Below are 14459 nucleotides of genomic sequence, written 5' to 3'. Positions count from 1 at the left end.
CGCCCGGGGCGGGCGGCCGCGGGGGGTCACTCGCCGACGTGCGCCTTGGCCGCCTTGAGGGCCTCGACCAGGTGCTCCTCCTGCTCCGCGCTGAGCGAGGTCTGCAGGATCTCGCCGCCGTACTGGCCGAGTGCGGGCACCACCTTGTCGGCGGTGGCGGAGCGGACGAGCATGAAGACGGCGGCGGAGCCGGGCTCCATCTTCTGGCCGACCTGGCGCATGAACTTGTCGTCCACGCCGGTGTCGGTGGCGGCGCCGACGGCCGCGCCGGTGGCACCGCCGACCGCCGCGCCCAGGAACGGCATGAAGAAGAGCAGGCCGATGACACCGCCCCACAGGGCGCCGGAGGCCGCGCCGATGCCGGTGGTGTTCACCGCCTGGTGCAGCTTGACCTTGCCGTCCGCGCGGTGCTCGACGACGACGATGTCCTCCAGGTCGATCAGCTTCTGCTTCTGCAGACCGATCGCGGTGTCGCGGACCTGCTGCGCGGTGGCCACGTCGGGGTAGGCGATCGCGAAGAGATTGCTCACGCGCGGGTTCCTTCCGAGTCGTCGAGCGTGCGGACCCGGTGCCGCACCGCTGCTGGTGGTCCGCAGCCTAACGAGGATTTGCCATATTTATGCGGGATCGTGGCGGTGTGTCCGATATTCGGCCGCGGGTCGGCCGACCCCGGTCAGTCCGCCCGGCGGGCCGCCAGCGCCGAGGCCCCGGCCACCGCGGCCACCGCCAGCACCGCGGCGGCGGCGAGCGCCGGAAGCACGGTCGCCGGCAGGTCGACCTCCCCGTGCTCGGCCCCGCGGACGAGCTCCCGGACCACCACATGGGCCGGCGCCCAGGGCGCCAGCAGCACCAGCACCACCGCCCCCAACGCGGCGACGATCCCGTACGGCCCGGTCGGCAGCACCGGACGGTTGCACAGGGCGCCCACCGCCAGCCCCAGCAGCAGGCACACCGCGGTGGCGGCGAGGCCCGCGGCCAGCGCCGGGCCGGCACCCGCCTTCGACTGCCCGCCGGTGGCCAGGACGGCCGCCGTCCCGGCCGCACCCAGGACGGCGCCGACCGCGAGCGCCGCCAGCAGCGCGGCCCGGTGCACCCGCCGGGCGCCGGCCGCGGCGACCAGGCAGGCCCGGGAGGCCGGCGGTTCCGCGGTCACCGCGCAGCGCACCAGCCACGCGGTGACCGGCAGCAGCATCCCCGCGCTCCAGGCGTGTCCGGCGAGCGGCTCGTCTCCCCCGGACAGGCCGAGGACCATCAGCAGCCCGTAGCTGATCACCGGCGGCACCCAGCGGTGCGAGCGCAGCAGCAGCTCCAGGTGGTAGCGGACCAGGGCGGTCACCGGGCCTCCTCCGGGACGGGCGGCACGTGCTCCGCGGCCTTCTCCTCCGCCGTCCCGGCGGCCCCGCTCCCGGACTCCTCGACGGCGGTGAGGCTGCGCACGTGCAGAGCGCGGCCGCCGGCGAGCAGGGCGCGCAGCAGCGCGTCCGAGTGGGCGGCGGGCACCTCCAGCCGCGTCCCGCCGTCGGCGAGCGCGGTGCGGCGCGGCGACCCGGGCAGGTGCCCGGGCAGCGGCAGCGGGCTCTCCACCTCGATCCGCACGGCCGGCCCGCCGGCCCCGGCGGCCGCCACCGGGAGCAGCCCGGCACCGGCCACCTCGTACGCGGCGGTGGTGAGTCCGGCCAGCCGGCCGGGGTCGTGGTCGACGAAGAGCACCCGGCCGCCGCGGGCGGCCCGGTCGGCCGCGGCGTCGTCGAGCAGGGCGCGGGCGGCCGGGTCGAGGCCCGTCCAGGCCTCGTCGAGGACCAGCAGGTCGGCGTCGGCGAGCAGGGCCTGGGCGACGGCGACCTTCTGGCAGGTGCCCTTGGAGAGTTCGGCGAGCGGGGTGCGGGCGCGGTCGGCGATCCCGAAGACGTCCAGCCAGTGCTCGGCGCGGCGGGCGGCCTCGGCGGCGTCGAAGCCGCGGATGCGTCCGGCGTGCCGCAGGTAGCCGCGGGCGTCGAAGGGCAGTGCGGGCGGGAAGCGTTCGGGGACGTACGCCCGGGAGGGCGGCAGGACGGCCGTACCCTCGGTGGGCCGCTCGACCCCGGCGGCGATCCGCAGCAGCGTGGACTTGCCGCTGCCGTTCGGGCCGCCGATCCGCACCAGCTCGCCCGGCCCGACGGCGAGCGCCACCCCGCGCAGAATCCACGGTCCGCGCCGCCCGTACCTCCGGCCCATCCCGTCGAGTCGCATGCGCCCCCCTCTCGCGCGAGAGCCTAAATGTGCCGGACGGGGCGGGACAGGGCGCCCCGATCCGCACAATCCCCTTGGTTCGCACAGGCCCTGCACATTGGGTGAAGCGAACTGATGATCCATAGGATGCGCGCGTGACGACCATCAGACGACGAACGGCGACCCGCGCGGCGGGGCTGCTGTCAGCACTGGCGATATCCGCCGGCATGCTGCTCGGCACCCTCCCGGCGCACGCCGACGAACCCAGCGGCTCCGCAGCCGCCAGCACCGAGGCGCCCAAGGTCGACCTCGTCCTCGACGTCAGCGGCTCCATGCGCGCCACCGACATCCAGGGCAAGAGCCGAATGTCGGTCGCCCAGCAGTCCATCAGCGAGGTCATCGACGCGCTGCCCGCGGAGACCGAGTTCGGCATCCGCACCCTCGGCGCGACCTACCCCGGCACCGACAAGGCCGAGGGCTGCAAGGACACCAAGCAGCTCTACCCGGTCGGGAAGACGAACAAGGTGGAGGCCAAGACGGCCGTCGCCACCCTGCGTCCGACCGGCTGGACCCCGATCGGCCTGGCGCTGCGCGGCGCCGCCCAGGACCTCGGCGACGGCCCGACCACCCGCCGGGTGGTGCTGATCACCGACGGCGAGGACTCCTGCGCCCCGCCGGACCCGTGCGAGGTGGCCCGCGAACTGGCCTCCCAGGGCATCAACCTGGTCGTCGACACGCTCGGCCTGGCCCACGACGACAAGACCCGCCAGCAGCTGCTGTGCATCGCCAACGCGACCGGCGGCACCTACACCGACGTGCGGACGAAGGAGCAGCTCACCGAGAAGGTGAAGCAGCTGGTCAACCGCGCCGGCGAGACCTACCGGGTGGCGCCCACGAAGGTGGCCGGCGCCGACGCCTGCCCCGACGCCCCGCTGCTGCGCCCCGGCGTCTACAGCGACCGGGAGAAGTTCTCCGAGCACCGGGTCTACCGGGTGCCGGTGAAGCCGGGCGAGGAGCTGCGCGCCTCGGTGAGCGTCACCCCGGACCGCGCGGTCGCCCGCGACTACGGGGTGCTGCTGCTCGCCACCGACACCGGCGGCCAGGAACTCGTCCGTGGCACCGACGCGGGCAGCGGCCGCACCGATGTCGCCTCCACCGGTGTCCGCTGGTCGGCGCCCGCCCAGGACGAGGACGAGAAGCCCTCCGCCTCGCCCTCCGGCAAGGGGGCCGCGGAGCACGTGGTCTGCCTGGTCGTCAGCAACTCCTTCGCCGCGCAGGCGGGCGTGCAGGCCGAGCCCGGCCTGCCGCTGGAGCTGACCGTGGACGTCGCCAAGGCCTCCCCGGCACCGGACGGCCCGGCCATGGGCCTCGGCCGCGGCTGGATCCTGCTGCTGGTGCTGACCCTGGCGGGCCTGCTCGCCGGCCTGGTCTTCGGCTGGCTGGCACGCTGGCGGATCGCTGTCTGGCAGGAGAACTGACGATGCGTGCTTCGACGATGCGTTCCCTGACGGTGCGTTCCGCGCTCGTCCGTACCGCGGCCGCGCTGCCGCTGGGCCTCGCCGCCCTGCTGGCGGCCGCCCCCTCCGGCGCGGCGGCCTCGCCGTCGCCGTCGCCGTCGGGCTCCGCGGGCAGTGCCCCGGTGACCACGGCCGGCACGACCTTCCTCACCGCGACCCCGCTGCCCGCCGGGCGGGCGGCCTCGGTGTCCGCCTCGACCGGTGACTACCTGTACTGGGCGTTCGCCGCGACCGAGGGTCAGACGAACACCGTGCACGTCACGGTGGCGCTGCCGCCGTCGGCGGACCGGCACGGGAAGCAGACCTGGTCGGTGGAGCTGTTCGACGGCCTGCGCCGCCGCCAGTCCTGCACGGCCGGGCCGCAGAACGCCACCGCGGACACCGGCGCCCAGTCGGTCGCGATGAGCTGCGCCCTGCGGCAGGTCCGCTCCTGGGCCGAGCCGTGGTCCGGCGACCCGCTGCCCGGCACGTACTACGTGCGGCTGTCGGTCGCGGACGTCCCGCAGCAGGACCTCGGCCTCGCGGCCCAGGTGCAGCTGAACGTCACCGCCAAGGGCGGGGCGAACGACGCCCAGCCGGAGGGCGGCGAGCTGAAGGCGCCGCTGGTGCCTCCGGTCAACGCCGGCTCGACCGCGGCGCCCGGTGCGGCCGCCACGCCGAGCGCGGCGGCCTCCGCGTCCGCCTCGGCCTCGGCCGCGCCGGGCACCGCCAAGGTGGCCGCCCCGGCCGAGGCCGAGGAGCACTGGTACAGCGGCCTGTTCTCCGGCTGGAACACCCGCTGGTACTGGACCGTCGCCGGCGGCGCGCTGGCCGCACTGGCCGGCGTGTGGGGCTACACCCTGACCCGCCACCCGCGCGGTCGCCGGCCGGCCGGGCCGGCCCCGGTGCCGCCGCAGGCACCGGCACCGCAGCACCCGCAGTACCGCAGCTGAGCCGTCCGGCACGGCTGCCCGAAGGGCCCGGCCGGGGCGACGTTCCGTCGCCCCGGCCGGGCCCTTCGCCGTTCACGGGTCGCCGGGTCAGCCGACCGCGGCGGGCACCGGCCCGGCGTCCGTGGCGGGCTCCGGCTCGGCCGCCGTGGCGGGCGCGGACGGGCCGAGCGTGCGGACGGCGGCGACCAGCGGTGCGAGCTCCGGGCGGCGGCCCGCCGCGTCCAGCGCCTCGCGCAGGGCGTGGTCGTTGGTGGGCCGGGCCTGCTCCAGCAGGTCGAGGCCGGCCCCGGTGACGTTGGTGTAGATGCCGCGGCGGTCGGTCGGGCAGAGGTATCGGGCCAGCAGGCCACGGTCCTCCAGGCGGGTGACCAGCCGGGTGGTGGCGCTCTGGCTGAGGACGACGGCGTCCGCGAGCTGGGTCATCCGGAAGTGCCCGCCGTCGCCGTCGTGCTGCGCGCTGAGCACGTCGAGGACGGAGAACTCGCGCACGCTCAGGCCGTGCTCCGCCTGGAGGGCGCGCTCGATGTGCGCCTCGATCCGGCCGTGCAGGGCGGAGAGGGCGCACCAGCCGTGGGCCAGGCCCGGTTCGGGTCGCGTCATGGGGGACCACTGCTCCCTTCGCTGCGGTGTCCCCCCAGGATAGACCGGTTCCGCAATATCCCGCGTTTGCAACTATCAGCGTCTGCAATTAATGTCGGAGCCTGTAAGCCCTGCACGCAAACTTTGGGAAGGCCCTTCATGCCTCTCGCACTCCTGGCGCTGGCCATCGGCGCCTTCGGCATCGGCACCACGGAATTCGTGATCATGGGGCTGCTGCCGCAGGTGGCCGGGGACTTCGGCGTCTCCGTCCCCACCGCCGGCCTGCTCACCACCGGCTACGCCCTCGGCGTCGTCGTCGGCGCCCCGCTGCTCGCCGTCCTCGGCACCCGGATCACCCGCAAGCGGATGCTGATGCTGCTGATGGGGCTGTTCATCGCCGGCAACCTGCTGACCGCCCTCGCCCCCGCCTTCGGCCTGGTCCTCGCCGGGCGGATCACCGCCTCGCTCGCCCACGGCGCGTTCTTCGGCATCGGCTCGATCGTCGCGGCCGACCTGGTGGCGCCGCAGCGCAAGGCCGGCGCGATCGCCATGATGTTCACCGGCCTGACCGTGGCCAACGTGATCGGCGTCCCGCTCGGCACCCTGGTCGGCCAGCAGATCGGCTGGCGGGTCACCTTCCTGCTGGTCGCCGTACTCGGCGTGGCCGGACTGGCCGGCATCGCCGCGCTCGTCCCGGCCGACCACCGCTCGGGCTCCGGCTCGGGCAGCGGCGGCGGGCTGCGGCGCGAGCTGGCCGCCTTCCGCAACGTCCAGGTCGTACTGGCCATGCTGATGACCGTGCTCGGCTTCGGCGGCGTCTTCGCCGCGATCACCTACATCGCGCCGATGATGACCGAGGCCGCCGGCTACGCGGAGTCCTCCGTCACCTGGCTGCTCGTCCTCTTCGGGCTCGGGATGGTGGCCGGCAACCTGGTCGGCGGCCGGTACGCGGACCGGCGGCTGATGCCGATGCTGTTCACCACGCTCGGCGCACTCGCCGTCGTCCTCGCGCTGTTCTCCTTCACCGCCCACGACAAGGTGCTGGCCGCCGTCACCGTGCCGCTGATCGGGGCGCTCGGCTTCGCCACCGTCCCGCCGCTGCAGAAGCGCGTCCTCGACCAGACCGGCGACGCCCCGACCCTCGCCTCCGCCGTGAACATCGGCGCCTTCAACCTCGGCAACGCCCTCGCCGCCTGGCTCGGCGGCGCCGTCCTGACGGCCGGCCTCGGCGCCACCGCCCCCAACTGGGTCGGCGCCCTGATGGCCGCCGCCGCCCTCGCCCTGGCCCTCCTCTCGGCCGCGCTGGAGCGCCGACCGGCCCGTGGGGCCGCTGCCGCCGTCTCCACCCCGGCCTCCGCCTCCGCCTCCGCCTCTGCCTCTGCCCAGCAGCGCGTCCCCGTCAGCCACTGACCGACCCGCCCGCACCGACCACCTGCACGACCGACCGAACCGCGCCCCCGACCAGCACCACCGGAGCACTTCATGAGCCCCCTCACCACCGCCGACGCCGACCTCCTGATCTCCGCCGCCCACCGCGCCGCCGAGGCGCAGGGCGTCCGGATCTCCGCGACCGTCCTGGACGCCGGAGGCCACCTGCTGGCCTTCCGCCGCGACGACCGGGCCGTCCTGATCGCCGGCGAGACCAGCACCCGCAAGGCCTACACGGCGCTGCAGCTGGACACGCCCACGGCCGACCTGGTCGACGCCGTCAAGCCGGGCGCCCCCTTCCACACCCTGCCGACCGCCCTCGACCGCCCGCTGCTGTTCATCGCCGGCGGCATCCCGCTGCACCGCGACGGCCGGCTGGTCGGTGCGCTCGGCATCGGCGGCGGCGCACCCGGGCAGGACCACGGCTTCGCCGTCTCGGCCGCGGCCGAGTCCCGGCTCGCCTGACCATCCCTCAGGGGTGCCGCCGGTCGACGGCGGCACCCCTGAGGCGTGCGCGGCCGGATGTCGGTCCCCTCGGCAACACTGCCGGGCAGCGCGGTGCCCCCGCCCGCGCGGAGAGAGGACCACCGCACCATGACCGCACAGCCCGAACCCGCCGCCCTGCCCTGGGACCGTTTCTGGGAGTTGATCGACACCCTCGGCGGCCCGGCCGGGACATCCCGCTGCGCGGACCTGGAGGACGGCTGCGAGCGGCTCACCGGGCTGCTGGCCGCGGAGCCGGTGGAGGTGATCACCGGCTTCGGCGAGCGGCTCGCCGAGGCCCTGTACCGGCTCGACCTGGAGCAGCTCGGCACCATGCCGGTGCACGGCATGTCCCTCCCCGACGGCAGCCCCTTCCCGCAGTCGGACGACGGCTTCCTCTACTCCCGCGCCGCGGTGGTGGCTGCCGGACGTGCGACGTACACCGCCGTCCTCGCCCGCCCGGAGCTCTTCGCCCCGTTCACCGATGCCCATGCCGAGTGCCTGCTGTACGTGCACGAGGAGGCGTACGAAGAGGCCACCGGCACCGAATGGGACATCGACACCCGCTACGACTACGAGTCGTGCTCCAACGAGGAGGGCTGGCCGGGGCTCGCCCGCTGAGGCCCGTTCGGCAACCGGCACCCGGTGACACCGGGCCAGTGGTCCGGACCAGTTGACTTCGAGTGCACTCCAGCACCCAAACTGCTGACCGCGGACCGCAGTTGGCGGACCGCGGGAGGAGAACTGGCATGCAGTACCGCACGATCGGCACCGACCCGAAGACCAGCCGCGAGGTCAGTGTGCTCAGCCTCGGGGCCATGCTGATGGGAACGCTGACCGACGAGGCCACCTCGTTCGCCGTACTGGACCGCTACGTCGAGGCCGGCGGCACCTTCATCGACACCTCCAACAACTACGCCTACTGGATCGACGGCAGCCAGGGCGGCGCGAGCGAGGAACTCATCGGCCGCTGGCGCCGCAGCCGGGGCATCACCGACGAGGTGGTGATCGCCACCAAGCTCGGCGCCAGACCGCTCGCCCCCGGCACCGGTTACGTGGAGAACGGTGAGGGCCTGTCGGCCGGGACGATCCGGGAGCAGTCCGAGCGGAGCCGGCAGCGGCTCGGTGTCGAGAAGCTCGACCTGCTGTACGCGCACATCGAGGACACCGGGGTGCCGCTGGCCGAGACGGTCGAGGCCTTCGGCGCACTGGTGAACGAGGGGACGGTGGGACTGCTGGGCGTCAGCAACCACTGGACCTGGCGGGTCGAGCGGGCCCGCAACCTCGCGGCGGCGGCCGGACTGCCCGGGTACGAGGTGCTCCAGTACAGCCACAGCTACTTCCGCCGCCGGGCCGACCTGCCGGGCGCGCTCACCGCGGACGGCGACCAGGGCGTGGTCGCGGGCGACCTGCTCGCCTACGTGCGGGAGAACCCCTCGCTCGCCCTGGTGGCGTACTCGCCGCTGCTCGGCGGCGGCTACGTCCGGACGGACAAGCCGCTCGGCCCGGCCTTCGACCACGCGGGCACCCGTGCCCGGCGGGCCGTGCTGGCCGAGGTGGCCGCCGAGACCGGAGCCACCGTCAACCAGGTGGTGCTGGCCTGGCTGATCGGCGGCGAGATCCCGGTCGTCCCGCTGGTCGGCGCCTCCTCGGTGGCCCAACTGGACGAGAGCCTGGCCGCCGTCGACCTCACCCTGACAGCCGACCAGCGGGCCCGGCTCGACGCCGCCCACTGACAGACCGCCCCGTCCGCCCGAGGAAGCCCGGCCGGCGCACCGCCGCCGAAGCGCCCGTGCTTCCGGAGCAGTTGCTGCACTTCTTGCCGCACGAACACTCAAAGGCCCTCCCGGACAATCCCGGAAGGGCCTTTGACATTGGGTGGAGCTGAGGGGATTCGAACCCCTGACCCCCTCGATGCGAACGAGGTGCGCTACCGGACTGCGCCACAGCCCCAACGAGAAAGAACTCTATCACCTCTGCGGACCGGCTCGTGACCAGCGCCGCGAGGCGCGGCGCCCCGCCGTCCGCAGGGGCGGAGGCGGGGCGCCGGGGTCATTCGTTGGCGGCTCGGGCCCTCGGGGCGCAGTCCGCCTCCGGCGGGGGTGCGGCCGCCTCGGCGTACTGGTCGAACAGCGGGGTGCGCCGGGCCTCGGCCGGGCGGCCGGAGTCGCGGACCCCGGGTGCGGCGAGGTCGAGGCCGCGGGTGACCCGGGGGGCGACCGGCGCGGTGACGTAGGTCGGCAGCGGGACGGGCACCGGTTTCCAGGAGTCGGCGCCGGCCGGGCCGCGCTCCCGCATGCCGTCGACCCACTCCTCGTGGTCGGTGGCCTCGGCGACGGCGGTGGCCGGCGAGGCGGCGGGCGCGCCGTGCGCCGGGGCGTCGCCGGCCAGCCGCAGGTGCGGGCGGCCGGGCCCGTCGGCGGCGGGCGCCGCCTCGTGCACCGCGGCCGGGCGGGCCGGCTCCGGCTCGGCGACGGGCTCCGGCTCGCGCTCCCGCTCGCGGGCGCGCAACCGTTCGGCGGCCTGGGCGGCACGGACGCGGTCCAGCTTCACCTCGTAGCGCTGGCGCTCCAGGCGGCGGAGGTGGCCGATGTAGAGGGTGAGCAGGGCGGCGGGGAGTGCGGGCACCCAGATGAAGGCGATGCCGGCGACGGCCGCGACCACTGCGCCCAGGGCGAAGGCCAGGAAGAGCGCGGTGACCATGCGGCGGCGGCGGGCGAGCAGCCGGGCGCGGCGCTCCGGGGTGGGGCGGTGCACGGGGCGGTCGGCGTGCGCGTCGACGCCCGGGGCCTGCGCCTCCGGGAGGCGCGGGCCGTCGGCGGCCTGCGGCTCCGCCGGACGGGCGGCGGTGGGATCGGCCGACGGCCCGTCGGACACCTCCGGCGCCCCGGACGGTTCGGACATGCCGGAGGCCGGCGCGTCGTCGGCACCGGTGGTGCCGTCCGCGCCGGTCCCGCCGTCGGCGGAGTCGTCGGAGAGGGACCTCGATGCACGCCGCTCCAGCGCCGACCGGCCGGCCAGCAGGCGGATCGCGGTACTGAAGCGTTCCGTCGGACGCGACTCGTTGAGCTCGTCCTGCCTGCGGAGCCACATCGGCACCAGATAGGCGGCCCAGGCTCCCACGATGACCGCGTAGATAAGGCCGCTACTGCTCACGATTCACACGGTACGGGGGCATGCTGAGGCCTGGCAGCAATTTGGCGCGGCGTGTCGTGTGATCAAGCTGATTCTCCGACTATTTTGCCGGTGTTTGCCACCACTCGACCCGCGGCCCGATGCCATATCGATATCTATTTCGAACAAATATTCAATTAGTTCTCGGAGGTGCACTCCTGACGGAACGCCAGCGCGCCAGCATGCCCTCCGGCACCTCCTCCGCGGTCAGCGCGTACACCAGGTGGTCGCGCCAGTCGCCGTCGATGTGGAGATAGCGGGGGCGCATTCCCTCCTCGCGGAAGCCGAGTTTCTCGACGACCCGGCGGCTCGGCCGGTTCTCCGGCCGAATGCACACCTCGATGCGGTGCAGTCCGAGCGTGCGGAAACAGTGGTCGACGGCGAGGGCGACGGCGGTCGGCATGATGCCGTGGCCGGCGACCTCCTCGTCGATCCAGTAGCCGACATTGGCGGAGCACATCGAGCCCCAGGTGATGCCGCCGACGGTGAGCTGGCCGACCAGCCGGCCCCGGAACAGCACCACGAAGGGCAGCATCCGCCCCGCCGAGGCCTCGCCGCGCAGGTAGCGGACCATCTGCCGGTAGCTCGGCCGGGCGACCCCGCCACGGCCGGCCTGCGGCGGGGGCACGGTCGCCTCCCAGCGCCGCAGCCAGTCCCGGTTGCGGCGGCTGACCTCCTGCCAGGCCCGCTGGTCGCGGGCCCGGATCGGGCGCAGCACCACGTCGCCCTCGGTCAGCTCGACCGGCCAGCCGGCGCTCAGCTCTCGCTCCGCGCGGTGGCGTCGGGCCGCGGGTGGTCGCCGCCGCGGAGCTGGTCGACGGCGTGCGCGAGGAGCGGCTCCAGGACGGCCAGGCCGTCCCTGACGCCGCCGGTGGAGCCCGGGAGGTTGACGATCAGGGTCCGTCCGGCAAGGCCGGCGAGGCCGCGGGAGAGCGCCGCGGTGGGCACCTTGTCCCGGCCCTGGGCGCGGATCGCCTCGGCGATGCCGGGGATCTGCCGGTCGATCACCCGGGCGGTGGCCTCCGGGGTGAGGTCCATCGGGGAGATGCCGGTGCCGCCGGTGGTGAGGACGACGTCGTAGCCGGCCGCGACGGCCTCGCGGAGCGCCGCCTCGACGGGGTCGCCGTCCGGCACCACGCGCGGGCCGTCGGCGGTGAAGCCCATCCGGCGCAGCCCCTCGACGAGCAGCGGGCCGCCCTTGTCCTCGTACACGCCGGCCGAGGCGCGGTTGGAGACGGTGACGGCGAGCGCGCGCCCGGCGGGGGCGGTCACCGGGCGTCCTCGCGGGCCCAGTCGCCGCTCTTGCCGCCGGTCTTGGTGAGCACCCGGACGTCCTGGATCGCGGCGGCCTTGTCGACCGCCTTGACCATGTCGATGACGGTCAGTCCGGCGACGGCGACGGCGGTGAGCGCCTCCATCTCGACGCCGGTGCGGTCGGCGGTCCGCACCGTGGCGGTGATCTCGACGGCGTCGTCGGTGACGGCCAGGTCCACCTTGACGCCGGAGATGGCGATCGGGTGGCAGAGCGGGATCAGCTCCGGGGTCTTCTTGGCGCCCATGATCCCGGCGATCCGGGCGACGGCGAGGGCGTCCCCCTTGGGCACGCCCTCGCCGCGGAGCAGTGCGACCACCTTGGGGGCGACGGTGACCCGTCCGGCGGCGACCGCGGTGCGGACGGTGGTGGCCTTCTCGGAGACGTCGACCATGCGGGCGGCGCCGGTGTCGTCGACGTGCGTGAGGCGGTCGCCGGGTGGTGTCTCGGTCACGGGGTGCTCCAGTGGCGCGGGTCGAATACCGCGCTACCGTACAACCCCTGCGGCGTCAGTCCGTGAGAAGGACCACGTCCACGCCGCTGCCGGCCGGCAGGACGGTGGTGTCCTCGGGGACGGTGATCAGGCAGTCGGCCAGTGCGAGGGCGCCGACCAGGTGCGATCCCGCGCCGCCGACCGGGGTGACGGTGCCGTCCGCGCCGTACCGGCCGCGCAGGAACTGCCGCCGCCCGGCGGGTGACGCGAGGTCCGCGGTGCAGACCGCCCGGACGACGGTGCGGTGCACGTCGGGGGCGCCGAGCATGGTGCGGATCAGCGGCCGGACGAACAGCTCGAAGGAGATGTAGGCGCTGACCGGGTTGCCGGGCAGGGCGAGCAGCGGGACGCCGTCCTTGCCGATCCGGCCGAAGCCCTGCGGCTTGCCGGGCTGCATGCGCAGCCGCCGGAAGTCGACGCCGCCGAGGTCCTCCCCGCCGTGCAGCGGCTGCAGGGCCTCCTTGACCACGTCGTACGCGCCGACGCTGACGCCGCCGCTGGTGACGATCAGGTCGGCGCGGCCGAGCTGCTCCTGGAGCACCCGGCGGAGCACGGCCGGGTCGTCGGGGACGCCGCCGATCCGGGTCACCTCGGCACCGGCGGCGCGGGCGGCCGCGGTGAGGGTGAAGCTGTTGGAGTCGGAGATCCGGCCGGGGCCGATCGGCTCGCCGGGCTGGACGAGTTCGCTGCCGGTGGAGAGCACGGCGACGCGCGGGCGGGGGTGGACGGCGGCGGTGCCGCGGCCGATCGCGGCGAGCAGGCCGACCTGGGTGGGGCCGAGCAGGGTGCCGGCGGTGAGCACGGTGGTGCCGGCGGAGATGTCGCTGCCGCGGCGCCGGATGTGGGCGCCGGGGGCGACCGGGCGGAGCAGTTCGACCCGCTCGTCGGCGACGGGCGCGGTCATGGCGTCGGCCGGGGTTCCGGTGCCGGTGCCGCCGTCGGTCCACTCGACCGGGGCGACCGCGTCGGCACCGGGCGGCACGGGCGCACCGGTCATGATGCGGGCCGCCCGGCCCGGGCCGACCTCGGGGAGCTCGCCGGCGCTGGCCGCGATGTCGCCGACCACGGCGAGCACGGCCGGGGCACCGTCGGAGGCGCGCACGGCGTAGCCGTCCATCGAGCTGTTGTCGAAGGGCGGCAGGTCGACGGCGGCGGTGACGTCGGTGGCGAGCCGGCAGCCCTGGGCGTCGAGCAGGTCGAGCTCGACGGGCGGCAGGGGTGCGATCCCGGTGAGGACGTCGGCGAGGTGCTCGTCGACGCTCCACATCCTGGGCGGTGCCGGGGCCCCGGCGTCCTCGCAGCAGGGGTCGTTGCTGCCGTGCGCGGGGCCCGCGGTCATCGCCTCACTCGCTTCCTGGTGGGTCAGCCGTTCATCTCGGTGGCGACGAACTGCCGGAGGAAGTCCCGGAACTCGGGGCCGAGGTCCTCGCGCTCGCACGCCAGTCGGACGATAGCGCGAAGGTAGTCGGCGCGGTCGCCGGTGTCGTAGCGGCGGCCCTTGAAGAGCACGCCGTGGACGGGGCCGCCGTCGGCCTCGCCGCGGCCGGCCAGCTCGCGCAGCGCGTCGGTCAGCTGGATCTCGCCGCCGCGGCCGGGCGGGGTCTTGCTGAGCACCTCGAAGACCGTGGGGTCGAGGATGTAGCGGCCGATCACCGCGTAGTTGGACGGGGCGTCCGCGGTGTCGGGCTTCTCGACCAGGTCGGTGATCCGGAAGACGTCGTCGCCGAGGCCGTTCGGCTTGACGGCGGCGCAGCCGTAGAGGTGGATCTGCGAGGGGTCGACCTCCATGAGGGCGACGACGGAGCCGCCGAGCTCCTGCTGGACCTCGATCATGCGGGAGAGCAGCGGGTCGCGCGGGTCGATCAGGTCGTCGCCGAGGAGGACGGCGAAGGGCTGGCCGGCGACGTGCTGCTCGGCGACGAGGACGGCGTGGCCGAGGCCCTTGGGGTCGCCCTGGCGGACGTAGTGCATGTTGGCGAGCTGGACGGACTCCTGGACGCGGCGGAGCCGGTCGTGGTCGCCCTTGCGGGCGAGCAGCTCCTCGAGCTCGTAGGCGCGGTCGAAGTGGTCCTCCAGGGCCCGCTTGTTGCGGCCCGTCACCATCAGTATGTCGGACAGGCCGGCTGCTGCGGCCTCCTCGACGACGTACTGGATCGCCGGCTTGTCGACGACCGGCAGCATCTCCTTGGGTGTCGCCTTGGTCGCGGGCAGGAAGCGTGTCCCCAGGCCGGCAGCGGGAACGACGGCCTTGGTGACTGGGGTGCGGGCGTGCGTCTTCGTCATGCGTCGACCTTACTGAGGCGTTTCAGCGCCCTCTGAGAGCGCGGTGAGTC

At 74.7% G+C, this 14459-nt stretch carries 16 protein-coding genes and 1 tRNA gene; 6 read left to right on the top strand and 11 right to left on the bottom strand.

All coding sequences use genetic code 11. The features are described 5' to 3' along the window. Nucleotides 1-26 precede the first annotated feature (26 nt). The 3 genes from ACQ614_RS21105 to ACQ614_RS21095 form a co-directional block, all read right to left on the bottom strand. The gene (locus ACQ614_RS21105; protein ID WP_431680056.1) at nt 27-530 is read right to left on the bottom strand and encodes a DUF1269 domain-containing protein; all 504 of its coding nucleotides are present in this window, start codon (nt 528-530) and stop codon (nt 27-29) included. 143 nt (nt 531-673) lie between these two features. Beyond that, nucleotides 674-1336 (bottom strand): ABC transporter, encoded by a 663-nt coding sequence (locus ACQ614_RS21100; protein ID WP_431680055.1) that lies wholly within the window; start codon nt 1334-1336, stop codon nt 674-676. Further along, a complete protein-coding gene (locus ACQ614_RS21095; RefSeq protein ID WP_431680054.1) occupies nt 1333-2229 on the bottom strand; it encodes an ATP-binding cassette domain-containing protein in 897 nt (298 codons plus the stop codon). Before ACQ614_RS21095 ends, ACQ614_RS21100 begins: the two co-directional genes overlap by 4 nt. Nucleotides 2230-2363: 134 nt before the next feature. On the opposite strand from ACQ614_RS21095, the gene ACQ614_RS21090 reads away from it, so the two are divergent. Both ACQ614_RS21090 and ACQ614_RS21085 read left to right on the top strand, forming a co-directional pair. Further along, on the top strand, nt 2364-3686 hold the full coding sequence (locus ACQ614_RS21090; RefSeq protein ID WP_431680053.1) for a VWA domain-containing protein: 1323 nt from the start codon (nt 2364-2366) through the stop codon (nt 3684-3686). A gap of 2 nt (nt 3687-3688) precedes the next feature. Beyond that, nucleotides 3689-4657 carry a peptidase gene (locus ACQ614_RS21085; protein ID WP_431680052.1) on the top strand — a complete coding sequence of 323 codons (969 nt, stop codon included), beginning with the start codon at nt 3689-3691 and terminating at the stop codon, nt 4655-4657. 87 nt (nt 4658-4744) lie between these two features. Here the strand turns inward: ACQ614_RS21085 and ACQ614_RS21080 are convergent, their stop codons facing one another. Next, entirely contained in the window at nt 4745-5257 is a 513-nt protein-coding gene (locus ACQ614_RS21080) for a MarR family winged helix-turn-helix transcriptional regulator (RefSeq protein WP_431680051.1), read from the bottom strand. A gap of 138 nt (nt 5258-5395) precedes the next feature. Between ACQ614_RS21080 and ACQ614_RS21075 the strand changes: the two genes are divergently transcribed. The 4 genes from ACQ614_RS21075 (at nt 5396) to ACQ614_RS21060 (ending at nt 8883) form a co-directional block, all read left to right on the top strand. Then, entirely contained in the window at nt 5396-6646 is a 1251-nt protein-coding gene (locus ACQ614_RS21075; RefSeq protein WP_431680050.1) for an MFS transporter, read from the top strand. 72 nt (nt 6647-6718) lie between these two features. Then, entirely contained in the window at nt 6719-7129 is a 411-nt protein-coding gene (locus tag ACQ614_RS21070) for a GlcG/HbpS family heme-binding protein (protein WP_431680049.1), read from the top strand. A gap of 129 nt (nt 7130-7258) precedes the next feature. Further along, nucleotides 7259-7768: a DUF4240 domain-containing protein gene (locus ACQ614_RS21065; protein ID WP_431680048.1), complete on the top strand. Its 510-nt coding sequence runs from the start codon at nt 7259-7261 to the stop codon at nt 7766-7768. A 128-nt stretch (nt 7769-7896) separates the two neighbouring features. Then, entirely contained in the window at nt 7897-8883 is a 987-nt protein-coding gene (locus ACQ614_RS21060) for an aldo/keto reductase (RefSeq protein ID WP_431680047.1), read from the top strand. A 143-nt stretch (nt 8884-9026) separates the two neighbouring features. Here ACQ614_RS21060 and ACQ614_RS21055 read toward each other — a convergent pair. The 7 genes from ACQ614_RS21055 to galU all read right to left on the bottom strand — a co-directional run bounded on the left by ACQ614_RS21055 (nt 9027) and on the right by galU (nt 14409). After that, nucleotides 9027-9100: transfer RNA gene (locus tag ACQ614_RS21055), tRNA-Ala, on the bottom strand. A 99-nt stretch (nt 9101-9199) separates the two neighbouring features. Next, nucleotides 9200-10303 carry a divisome protein SepX/GlpR gene (sepX, locus tag ACQ614_RS21050; RefSeq protein WP_431680046.1) on the bottom strand — a complete coding sequence of 368 codons (1104 nt, stop codon included), beginning with the start codon at nt 10301-10303 and terminating at the stop codon, nt 9200-9202. 151 nt (nt 10304-10454) lie between these two features. Further along, a complete protein-coding gene (locus ACQ614_RS21045) occupies nt 10455-11081 on the bottom strand; it encodes a GNAT family N-acetyltransferase (RefSeq protein ID WP_431683980.1) in 627 nt (208 codons plus the stop codon). Further along, a complete protein-coding gene (locus ACQ614_RS21040) occupies nt 11078-11593 on the bottom strand; it encodes a MogA/MoaB family molybdenum cofactor biosynthesis protein (protein ID WP_431680045.1) in 516 nt (171 codons plus the stop codon). Before ACQ614_RS21040 ends, ACQ614_RS21045 begins: the two co-directional genes overlap by 4 nt. Continuing rightward, complete coding sequence (moaC, locus tag ACQ614_RS21035) at nt 11590-12027, bottom strand: cyclic pyranopterin monophosphate synthase MoaC (protein WP_431683979.1); 438 nt, start codon at nt 12025-12027, stop codon at nt 11590-11592. The genes ACQ614_RS21040 and moaC overlap by 4 nt, the downstream gene beginning before the upstream one ends. Before the next feature lie 115 nt (nt 12028-12142). Then, nucleotides 12143-13393: a molybdotransferase-like divisome protein Glp gene (glp, locus tag ACQ614_RS21030; RefSeq protein ID WP_431683978.1), complete on the bottom strand. Its 1251-nt coding sequence runs from the start codon at nt 13391-13393 to the stop codon at nt 12143-12145. A gap of 95 nt (nt 13394-13488) precedes the next feature. Then, nucleotides 13489-14409 (bottom strand): UTP--glucose-1-phosphate uridylyltransferase GalU, encoded by a 921-nt coding sequence (gene galU, locus ACQ614_RS21025; RefSeq protein ID WP_363496802.1) that lies wholly within the window; start codon nt 14407-14409, stop codon nt 13489-13491. Between the last annotated feature and the right edge of the window lie 50 nt (nt 14410-14459).

It is taken from the genome of Kitasatospora dryopteridis, assembly GCF_050749075.1.
In the GTDB taxonomy this organism is placed as follows: domain Bacteria; phylum Actinomycetota; class Actinomycetes; order Streptomycetales; family Streptomycetaceae; genus Kitasatospora.
This window is presented reverse-complemented; position numbering and strand designations above follow the sequence as displayed.